The organism is Moorena sp. SIO4E2, from assembly GCF_010671945.1.
GTDB classification, from domain to species: domain Bacteria; phylum Cyanobacteriota; class Cyanobacteriia; order Cyanobacteriales; family Coleofasciculaceae; genus Moorena; species Moorena producens.
The window spans coordinates 1-10,768 of sequence record NZ_JAAHIE010000238.1; the positions used below are offsets into that span (position 1 = coordinate 1).

Genomic DNA, 10,768 nt, shown 5'->3' on the forward strand with positions numbered 1-10,768 from the left:
GGATACGCATTTTTAATCCCTTCAGGTCAGCTACAGAATTAATTTGTTTCTTGAACCAACCTCCCATCTGAGCACTGGTGTTACCCGCTGGAAAATTAATCACGCCAAAGTCAGCATAGAGTTCCTGAAGTAATTCCAAGCCACCACCGTGGTACAACCAGGCATTTTGTTGTGGAGCGGTTAGACCAAAGGGTACACTAGTGCCGAATGCTAAGGCTGGATTTTTGCCAACGTAGTAGTAACTAGCGGTATGACCACACTCAACGGTTCCCTGTTGCACGGCATCGAGAACCGCTAATCCTGGTACAATTTCACCAGCAGCAGAGGGGGTAATCTGGAAACGCCCATTGGTCATGGCACTGACCCGTTTACAGACAGTATCAGCTCCCCCATAGATAGTATCAAGGGATTTTGGCCAGCTGGTCACCATTTTCCATCGAACCATAGGCTGACTGCCGGATTGAGCAACGGGTCCTGTACTAGCTTGATTACAGGCCGCTAAGGCAGCTGTACTGGCTGCACCAAGCGCAGCGTTACTAAAAAATTTTCGGCGTTTCATAGTTGTTGATTCAAAAATTGGTCATCTTTCGCGCAAATTCTATCAAGTTTAGCACTTACGCCCCAAACCCTATTATTGAAGGTAATTACAGCGATTTCACCCTTTGAATTGTAACTAGAAACCAGGTTTTATTGGTCTTGGTGGGTAAGTCCTAGGGGAATAGAAGCAAAGGGCGGTAAGGGAACTATGGGCTTTCCAGGCTGTTAACTCAAGCAGGCAAACACGATCAGTAGATTGAAAAATCATTTTAAGGCAAGTGATCGCAGCTCCTAAAATCCCCGACAGTAGCGATCGCTTGTTTATTCCCTCGCCAACTTTTACTGGGGGTATTGATCAATTGTTTTCTAGTTGAGGAGTAATTAGAAGTATCTCAAAGAGCAATCGCCACCATGGTTTTTGCATTTTATCTAAATTAGCGTCTGAGTACTGGAGCAACATCCCCATACCATGTAGGGTTAAAACAGGCTACTCCAAACACACCAGCCCCAACTTCTTGGCTTAATCCTGCCCCTGCACCACGTTCCTCAAAGCAATATCGGTGCATCGCTGCAACACAATCTGGAGCTTGTGATTTGCCTAAGTTGTCACACCCTCGGTGATAACTACGAAGAGTATTAACAGAAACATCCCCATACCATCTAGGGTTAAAACAGGCTACTCCAAACACACCAGCCCCAACTTCTTGGCTTAATCCTGCCCCTGCACCACGTTTCTCAAAGCAATATCGGTGCATCGCTGCAACACAATCTGGAGCTTGTGATTTGCCTAAGTTGTCACATCCTTGGTGATAACTACGAAGAGTATTAACAGAAACATCCCCATACCATCTAGGGTTAAAACAGGCTACTCCAAATGCACCTGGTCCTACTTCTTGGCTTAATCCTGCGCTTCCACGATTGTTTTTATAGCAATATCGGTGCATCGCTGAAACACAATCTGGTGAACGTGATTTTCCTAAGCTGTTACAACCAGAATGATAATCACTAAGGATGCCCCCAACAGCTACCTGTACACCTATCCACCCTGCAAACTGATCCTCAAAAGTGAAAGCTTCTTGTTCTAACTTATTGTTTCTGTAATTTTGGTTAGCCTTCTTATATTCTTTGAAATAATGATAACCAAAACCAGAGTAACCACCATGCCGTTGACACTGCTGGGAATGAATAAGCTCATGAGCTAGTAAAACAAGCTGATTAGTATCACTCGACCTATATGAATCGTTAACATAAATTTGGTCGCAATAAGCTTGAGCTCCAGAGCCTTGACTAATTGTATACCCAAAAGCTGACCATTCATCTAGCAAGTTAGCATTGTAGGTAACTCTAACACGGTCAACCAAATCTCCAAAATGAGGTCGTAGATATCGCTTCTGAAAGTTGTCTAAGGAACGACCACTTCTATTGTTCGTTCTCATCCATTCAGCAGCAGCGCGATAAGCTCCTCTACCAGCCTCCCCCCATATTTCTTCAACAGGAATTCCTATATCAATCAGTCTACCTGGATCGCATCCACCACTGAAACAATTTTGTATTTCACGTCTTATATCATTTATCCCTGGAACATTTACGTCTGGAACGTAAATCTCCCGACATAGTCCACCTACACAAACCCTCCTAGTTCCTGCTTCTACACTAGAAGTATGAGTAGCTAACTCTACCGTTAACCCCAATACTGCTGCTGATAATAGAAAGCTCAAAAATTTAATTCTAGATCTCATAGTTGTTTTATTGCTTGTACTGCTTATAGGATAGTGACAAAATAAAAATATAGCGGTTCTGATCCTAATTAGGTACACAAAACTTTACTTTTTAGCTCTTGACTCTTACGACTTTACTAATAAATTTTCCCTGCTCCCTAAAAGAAAAAATAATGCACCTTACTAGCTTGAAAGCTGCTATAAATAGATTAAATATTAACAGTCAACAGTCAACATTATTCAATAGTTGGGGTTGCTGAATTAAGGAATGAATGCGCGATAATCTAGTTTTATTAAAGCCTCCTAAATCCCCCAATTATGAGGGACTTTGAGAGTTTTCTCCCCCAGAATTGGGCAGGGCTGTTTCATTTTCATGAATAAATTGTCAATTTAATCCCGTGAAAGGGAGGTGGGGTAATGGGAAGAGGGATTTTTTTAGCTTAAAAATACCTTTTTCTTAATAAAAATTCCCCGACGGTGCGCTTTCCGTAGGCGAATTAAATTCGCCACGGGTCGCACCGCTATCTCCCTATCTCCCTATCTCCCCACCTCCCCACCAATCAAATTTTAGTCCGACGCAAGAAACAGCCCTGCCCAGAATTGGGGGGCTAGGGGGGCGAAACCATACTGAGAATCAGCAACGCCCAATAGTTAACCTTCTTTACCTAGATGTGATATCAGCGATCGCATTCTTAGTCATAGCTGCGATCGCTTTATCTGTAGCTTTCGGTAAATGATAGTACTTACCACCTGCTTGTTTAGCTAATTCCTTAGCAAAACCAGTAGAAACAAACTTACTCTCGGTATCAATTACTAATAATTGAACCCCATTAGCTCGAATGCGAGCAGCAATTTCCAACAATTCCCCTTTAATATCTGGCTTTTCCCCTTCTGGTAGAGTTTCTCCCAAGGAACGAGCTAAGGGAATATTGCCCCGACCATCAGTAATTGCCACAATTACCACTTGACCAATATCCCCAGACAATTGAGCATTCATGCCCACATGCACTGCTTGAGTCAATCCATGAGCTAAAGGGGAACCGCCACCACAAGGTAATCGCTCCAAACGCCGCTTTGCTAAAGCAATGGAACGGGTAGGGGGTAACAGCACATCGGCTTGTTCTCCCCGGAAGGGAATCAGGGAGACTTGGTCACGGTTTTCATAAGCTTCCGTCAGAAGCTGCATCACTGCTCCTTTAGCAGATTGCATCCGGTTTAGAGCCATAGACCCTGACGCATCTACCACAAAAACTACCAAGGAGCCAGCTTTTCGGGCTAACCGCTTGGATCGTAAATCCCCTTGTTCGATAATAACCCGACGGTTAGGATGACGTTGCCTACGAGCTTTTTGATAGGGTGCAGCAGCTCTGAGGGTGGCATCTACAGCAATCCGCCTTACTTTACCCTTCGGTAGTATCGGTTTGACATACCGACCCCGGTCTTCTGAAAAGATAATGCTACGGTTTCCGGACTTACCTTGCCGTTGTGCCATCTGGGCAAAGTAGAGCACACTCGGGTCAAGGATCACCCCTTCTGGGTCAAAGAGAAACTCTTCCGGGATATTCGGAGCTTCCTGTTCTTGCTCCTCTGAGTCATTGTCGTCCTCTTTGTCTTCCTCTTGGTCTTGCTCTTCCTGAGATTGATCTTGTGGGGGTGGGGGAGGAGGAGGTTGTGGTGCTTCTTCTGGTGGTGTTTCTACCATAGTGGCACGGGGGACAATTACCAATTCCACCGCCCGACGCAAATCCTCGGAATTAACTGTCTGACGACCCTCTAAGGCTGCTGCAGCTTTTGCAACTCGAACGGCAAACAGTTCTGCCCGATGACCTTGGACACCACCTCGGATGGCTTCATTGACGAGATAGGTAATTTGGTCATGGGTAATCTCAACATCCTTGAGCCACTCTCGCGCTAGAATAATATCCGTCTTGAGGGTATCAAGATCCTCCTGATATTCCTCCAGAAACTGCTGGGGAGAGTTAGCGTATGCGATCGCTTGTTCTACTGCCTCCACCCGTTGCTCTAATGCCAAAACACCGTCAGCAGAGAGGGTAATGGCAATTCTGTCCAATAAATGTTCCCGTAATGGTCCCTCGTCGGGATTGTAAGTGGCAATTAAAATTGGTTTGCAGGGATGTTGGAAACTAATGCCTTCTCGCTCAATTAGGTTCCGCCCTTCGGTTAAAACACTCAGTAGCTGATTAGCAATTTGGTCATCAAGGAGGTTAATGTCATCCACATACAACACACCCCGATGAGCTTGGGCAAGTAATCCTGGTTGAAAGACAGGTTCCCCTTGTTTGACAGACTGTTCCACATCCACTGAACCCAGGAGTCGGTCTTCAGTAACTCCTAGAGGAATTTGGATGAAGGGAGCTGGGATGATTTCGGTATCTGGAGAACCGTCAACCTTCAACTGGTCAACCTGTAACTCTTCTTCTTCTGGAGTACAGTTACTCAAGGAACCCTTAACCACTTCAATTGGGGGGAGCAGAGTGTGGATTGCCCGTGCCATCACTGATTTAGCTGTGCCACGGCGTCCTGCGATCGCAACGCCTCCTAATCCAGGGTCAATGGCCGCGAGGAGGAGGGCGAGTTTAATAGCTTCTTGACCCACCACGGCGGTGAGGGGAAAGGTAGGGTTGGCAGGTTTTGTGGTCAGTGCGGGCATAGAGCAACTATTGTCAAACTTCCCTGAGTCAAATCATAGTAGTCTAATAGTACTCTTTAACGACTCCCTATGGTTGATCTAGCCCCATGGGAAATTCTTGAGGGCGACTTTTTCAATAGGTAAGCATTCAGCCATCAGCTATCAGCTATCAGCTATTAGCGATTCGGCGCTTTAACTGCACTGGTTCGGATCAGTAAAACGAGCAGGGATTGTCAACCAGCCATACTCGTTCGTAAGCTTATTTACTACCTCCTAGCTGACGGCTGACGGCTGATAGCTGAATGCTTACTCCAATAGTAATCTGATTTGGAAGCAGACATATAAGCACCTACACAGAATTAATTACCTACTCCCAATCTCTGTAACCCTTACATTGTAATACTTTGAGTTTTGTAAAATGTGTAATTAATTTTGTTTACCTGCTTAGCCTTTCTCCTAGTGAGGGGAGAGGGAAAAAAACCTGTGTAGCTAATTACTATGAGAAACGCTATAAGTCTAGAAGCTAAACGATTACCATCAATTCAAAATTGCTCTAGGAATCTAGGTCTGACCACACTTATTGTAAAGACTTATGATCCTCGGGTAATTCTAAAACCACCCGATAGGCCGTCGCATAGTATGATGATTGGATCATGGTACCCGCTGTCGCCGCAAAAAGTATCCGGAACGTGCGCCAGATTTGTTCATTTGACTTGTCGATAATATCTGCTTTTTTTTCCATCCAGCGCTCATACATACCCTTAGCCCAAAGATAATAGTTGCGACGGTCATTATAGATGGCTTGGATCTCAAATGGTGATTCTCTAACAGCATCGATAAATTCCGTCATATACACCATCCGAAAGGTCCCCGGCCAGATATACTTGGTAATAAAACTGTGCGTAACAAATGACTCTTTGTCTGAGGCAAAGTCGAGATATACTCGTCCGCCAGGTTTAAGATAGTTCAAGAGACGCTCCATCACGCGAGGATAATCAGACAAATCTTCGATTACCCCCATCATGACTATGCCATCATATTTCTGGCTAGGTTGGAAAGAGAAAAAGTCTTGATACTTGACCTCTGCATCATCAAAGTTGTTTTTTTCAATTAAATCTTCTACATACTGTTTTTGGTGCTTGGATAAGGTAATTCCAGTCACACGGATATTTCTGCGTGCGGCAAAACGCAGGAAACCGCCCCAGCCAGAGCCAATATCGAGTACCGAATCATTCGGTTTGAGATTAAGAGATTGAAAGGCAAAGTCTAACTTGCGTTCAGCTCCAACCTCTAGGCTATCCTCATCTTTATCATATATCCCAGGAGTATAAGTATTGTAATCGGTATCCATGGCGAACAATTGGATATTATTGGAGTCATAATGCTTTGATATCCAATCTGGATTGCATTTTTCCCGCCCAAGTAAGATGGGTTTGAGTCGGCGACCTATCTTTAGCAAAATATGCTGATCGGATAACAGCTCCTGGAACGACATGGCGTTGATTAAGTTCCCTTCGAGATCAATATCACCCTTGATGTAAGCTTCCAGTATCAGTAATTCGTCTAAAGACATGAAAGCTTTTCGACCAGCTGGATTTTTGATGTATATATCCAAGATCGGTTTCTCTTCTCCCATAGTGGTGCTTGACCCATCTTCCCAATGAAGTACAAAGCTAATTGGTAGTTTGCCACGTTTGGATAAGGAGGAGACGAAGTTGGTTACAAATTGGTTTTCAATCATGGGTAACTTAAGATGTTATTGGTTTTTATGCAATTAGCTTACCCCACTAGCTGTCAGCTATCATGCTTACAGCGGTTTGCAATTCAGTCAGGTACAAATTCTTGGGTTTTAGGGAGCAGGGACTTCGGAGCAGGGACTGAGGCCGTAGGCCACGCGGGGCGCGTTCGGAAGAGGGAAGAAAGAGAAAATCCTGTGTACTTGATAGTTATGCAAACCGCCGTAAAATAAATCTTGTTAGCGTAGTGTGCGCCTATGGGCAATGCGCAATACGCAAACGGGAGAATTTAATAGTTCGAGATTAATCAGAATGGAAAGTCTGGGTAAAAGCCCTTGGCCTTTGGCTGATAGCTGACGGCTGATAGCTGAATGCTTAGGATTAACTGACTTATGAAACCATAGTTGGTTAACCGGGATCAATTGTCAATCTAGAATATTCTCAGGCATTGTCAGGTATTTCCAACTGGAACGATGCCGATATAACTAAGCCCAGGAGTTATGAGACCAGGAGTGATGGTGATGAATCCCAAGGCTATTTTAGGACTGCTTAAAGAAACGTTTAAAGAATGGAAGGAGGATAACGCATCTCGACTAGCAGCAGCATTATCCTATTACATGATTTTTTCCCTAGCGCCAGTGCTAATAATTGCGATCGCAATTGTGGGGTCTATTTTTGGGGAAGAGGCGGCTAAGGGCGAGATTGTAGAACAAATCCAAGGATTGGTTGGGGAACAGGGGGCACAGTTTATTCAGACAGCAATTACTAATGCCAATCGGCCTGATGCTAGTGGGGGGTTGGCTTCCTTGATTAGTATTGTGGTGCTGTTGTTCGGTGCATCTGGGGTATTTGGCGAACTCCAAGATGCCTTGAATACGATTTGGGATGTGAAGCTGAAACCAGGACGGGGCATCTGGGGTATTTTGAAAAAACGGATTCTTTCGTTTCTGACCGTGCTGGGTGTAGGACTTTTTCTGCTATTATCCGCTGTGATCAGTACTGCCTTATCCGCTGTGAGGTCTTATAAGAGCGAATTTCTCCAGGAACTGGGTTTACTGTGGCTCTACCAACTTGACTTTGTCTGGACAATTCTGGACTTGCTGGTGTCCTTTGGTATTCTTAGCCTGATGTTTGCTCTGGTTTACAAGTACTTGCCAGATGTGAAAATTGCCTGGAAGGATGTCTGGGTTGGAGCAATTATCACTACCTTACTGTTTAACTTGGGTAAATGGCTATTGTCATGGTATCTCGGCAGAAGCAGTTTTTCTTCAAGTTACGGTGCTGCTGGTTCTTTGGTGGTTTTATTGGCTTGGGTATACTATTCCTCTCAAATTATCTTTTTAGGAGCTGAATTTACCCAAGTTTACGCTAAAATATTTGGTTCAAAAATCGTTCCCGATGACCATGCTACCCCTCTCCCGGCAGTAGGGCAGTTCCCTAGTCTTGAGGAAAGGGATAACCCAAGATCGTAGGAACAGTGAACAGCGGATCTGGGAACAGCGGATCTGGGAACAGGGAATAGGGAATAGGGAATAGGGAATAGGGAATAGGTAAAAAATCCTATGTACCTCATTAAACTAAAAACCGCTTTAATTAATTACGATTAATTAATCTTAATTAATCGTAATTAATATCTTAATTAATATTTAACAAATAATATAGGTCAGATTGTGCTAAACTACCTGAAGTTCCATCGGTTCTGGTGAAGAGCACTCACCAGAGGTAACGGGGAAAGTCCGGTGCAAGTCCGGCGCTGTCCCGCAGCTGTGATGAGGTCTGTGACCTCTAAGTCAGAATGCCCACCAATGGTTTCAGTTGTTAAATCCATCTGCGAGGTACAGATGATGTCTGATGTAGCATTTCCAAAAAAATTAGTCAGTAGGCAACCACATTTCCCAGTAACGTTTGTGATGCCCTTTTTGAGAACTAGTGGTTGAGTAAAAAGTATTTAATAGGTTTGATCTGTAAGCTATCAGCTATCAGCTATCAGCTATCAGCTATCAGCTTATGCGCTACTTGAGGTGCTACTTGAGTGGCCATTGGCCAACGGCTGACCACTGAGCACTGACCACTGATTGCTGACGGCTGACGGCTGACTGCTGACGGCTGACGGCTGACTGCTGACGGCTGACGGCTGACTGCTGACTGCTGACTGCTTACTGCTTACTGCTTACTGCTTACAAAGTAACTAACCCCTAAGAAAGCGCTGACAGTAACTAAGTAAGAAGAAAGTGATAAGAGACTAAAAATTAATAAATTCAACGCTTTATCACTTTTTATCCTATCAGTTTAACTGTGCTACGACACTACTGTAGACTTTTTCAAGATAGTCTTATAAAGCCTAGTATTTCAAGGTAATTAGCACTAAACTGTTGCAAGTATTTTTATCAGTCATTGACCAGCATTTACCAGATGTCAAAAAGCAAATTTTCCCCAAGCAATCGGTCTTCTATCTCCCGTTACCAAAACCAGAAACTTGGCTTTAATGCTATGGCTCTGTTGGTATGGATGGGGATTTTAAGTACAGCACAACAAGCTATGGCTCACCATCCCTTTGGTGGCGAGAGACCCGATAATTTCATCACAGGATTTTTGTCTGGATTAGGTCATCCCGTGATTGGTTTCGATCATCTCGCCTTTGTGATTGCTGTTGGCTTAATTGCAGCTGGATTTACCAGTGGTTTCCTGATTCCCGGTGCTTTTGTCCTCACCACCCTAGTCGGCACAGGTATTCACTTGCTGGGAATGGACTTACCAATACCAGAGATTGCGATCGCTACTTCAGTGGTGCTCTTTGGCGGACTACTGTTGAGTGCCAAAATTCCCAATATATCCGTAGTGCTAGGGTTAGCGAGCTTAGCTGGTATGTTTCATGGCTATGCCTATGGTGAAGCAATTGTAGGTGCTGAAATCAGTCCACTCTTGGCTTACCTGATTGGCTTCAGTGTGATTCAGTATGGTATCGCAATCCTAGCACTATACCTGAGTAAGAGCTTGATCAAACAATGGAGAGATCAACCCTTCCCACTGATGCGAATTTTAGGCTTTGGTATCTGCTCAGTAGGAGTAGTTTTCTTATCTTCTGCAATTTTTGGATAAGAGGTTTTAATAATGAAGAATGAAGAATTAAGAATGTATAATTAAGAATGTATAATTAAGAATTGATGAGAATTTATAATTCTGCTTTATGTATTCTGCTTTCAGCATTCACCATTCTTCATTTTGCCTTCCGCCTTAGAGGATATCTAAAAAGTTTTTTGATACTGAATTTTGCCCCCTAGCCCCCCAATTATGCGGTGCGCACCGGTGGGGAAGAATCAATTTGCTGCTAAAAGTCCCCCAAGCGAGGGATTGCTCGCTTGGGGGACCAACGGGGGCTTGGATGTAGCAAATGAGACTTATCAGACAACCTCTTAGGTAGCTAGTCCTTTAATTCTGTGTCAAAAACAGATGAAAGCTAACCAAGTTAAACAACTTAACTTTTCCGGTGCCTACATAGATGGGAAGTACGTTGAAAATGTGGAAAATTATCCCATTAACAGTCGTACTATCACCGTTAATCCTGAAGAGACAGATGCTTACCTGAGCGAAACGAACACCAGCATTATTCCGGCTTTTTCATCGACCATCCTCAAAGATACTACTGTCCAAAAAGCCAAATCCTTACTTTTGCTGGAGGTAGTAGAGAGCAAAAACATCGGCAAGATTGTCTTTGAGCCAGGGTGGAATCTATTAGGTAATTTGATCGACTTCCCCAAAGATGTACCGCTGTGGAAGTCTCCTCAAGATGAGGCTGGAATTATAGAAGTCGATCCCTATTTTATGGCAAGGCAATCGAGTACACCCCATCAACAAGAAAAGTTCTCTGTTAAAGTTAACCTTTGGTATGCCCCTTCTCGTACCAATTGTGCCATCCATAACCAACATGACTTTCTTGAAATTCACACCCAAGTCTTGGGACAGGGACGAATGCAGAAGTTCAAAGAAGAGGATTTTGGGACTCTCTATGAAGATCTCTTGATGACTGAGGGATACACCCAGATCGTTCCTTTTTGTGAAGTACACGAAAACCAGCAATATACCTATCCGTGGCATCAGTATTATTCAGATACAATCCGTATCTGAAA

The 10,768-nt window shown here is 43.9% G+C and carries 8 protein-coding genes and 1 riboswitch; of the genes, 3 read left to right on the forward strand and 5 right to left on the reverse strand.

What is annotated here, in order from left to right; translation table 11 throughout:
- The 5 genes from F6K37_RS21915 to F6K37_RS21935 all read right to left on the reverse strand — a co-directional run.
- Positions 1-559 (reverse strand): TRAP transporter substrate-binding protein (locus tag F6K37_RS21915; protein ID WP_502887766.1); only part of this gene is annotated, 559 nt, incomplete at its 3' end.
- A 412-nt stretch (positions 560-971) separates the two neighbouring features.
- Positions 972-2,276, reverse strand: coding sequence for a hypothetical protein (locus F6K37_RS21920; protein WP_287252128.1), 1,305 nt, complete (start codon positions 2,274-2,276; stop codon positions 972-974).
- 640 nt (positions 2,277-2,916) lie between these two features.
- Entirely contained in the window at positions 2,917-4,926 is a 2,010-nt protein-coding gene (gene bchD / locus F6K37_RS21925; protein WP_287252130.1) for a magnesium chelatase ATPase subunit D, read from the reverse strand.
- A 556-nt stretch (positions 4,927-5,482) separates the two neighbouring features.
- A complete protein-coding gene (locus tag F6K37_RS21930) occupies positions 5,483-6,646 on the reverse strand; it encodes an SAM-dependent methyltransferase (RefSeq protein WP_287252132.1) in 1,164 nt (387 codons plus the stop codon).
- 234 nt (positions 6,647-6,880) lie between these two features.
- Positions 6,881-7,063, reverse strand: a complete 183-nt coding sequence (locus F6K37_RS21935; RefSeq protein ID WP_158026642.1) for a hypothetical protein — start codon at positions 7,061-7,063, stop codon at positions 6,881-6,883.
- A 78-nt stretch (positions 7,064-7,141) separates the two neighbouring features.
- Between F6K37_RS21935 and F6K37_RS21940 the strand changes: the two genes are divergently transcribed.
- The 3 genes from F6K37_RS21940 to F6K37_RS21950 all read left to right on the forward strand — a co-directional run bounded on the left by F6K37_RS21940 (position 7,142) and on the right by F6K37_RS21950 (position 10,766).
- Complete coding sequence (locus F6K37_RS21940) at positions 7,142-8,113, forward strand: YihY/virulence factor BrkB family protein (protein ID WP_287252134.1); 972 nt, start codon at positions 7,142-7,144, stop codon at positions 8,111-8,113.
- Between the two features lie 205 nt (positions 8,114-8,318).
- A riboswitch (cobalamin riboswitch) is annotated at positions 8,319-8,462 on the forward strand.
- A gap of 591 nt (positions 8,463-9,053) precedes the next feature.
- Positions 9,054-9,740 carry a HupE/UreJ family protein gene (locus F6K37_RS21945; RefSeq protein ID WP_287252136.1) on the forward strand — a complete coding sequence of 229 codons (687 nt, stop codon included), beginning with the start codon at positions 9,054-9,056 and terminating at the stop codon, positions 9,738-9,740.
- Positions 9,741-10,091: 351 nt separating this feature from the next.
- Positions 10,092-10,766 carry a hypothetical protein gene (locus tag F6K37_RS21950; RefSeq protein ID WP_287252138.1) on the forward strand — a complete coding sequence of 225 codons (675 nt, stop codon included), beginning with the start codon at positions 10,092-10,094 and terminating at the stop codon, positions 10,764-10,766.
- Positions 10,767-10,768: the final 2 nt, after the last annotated feature.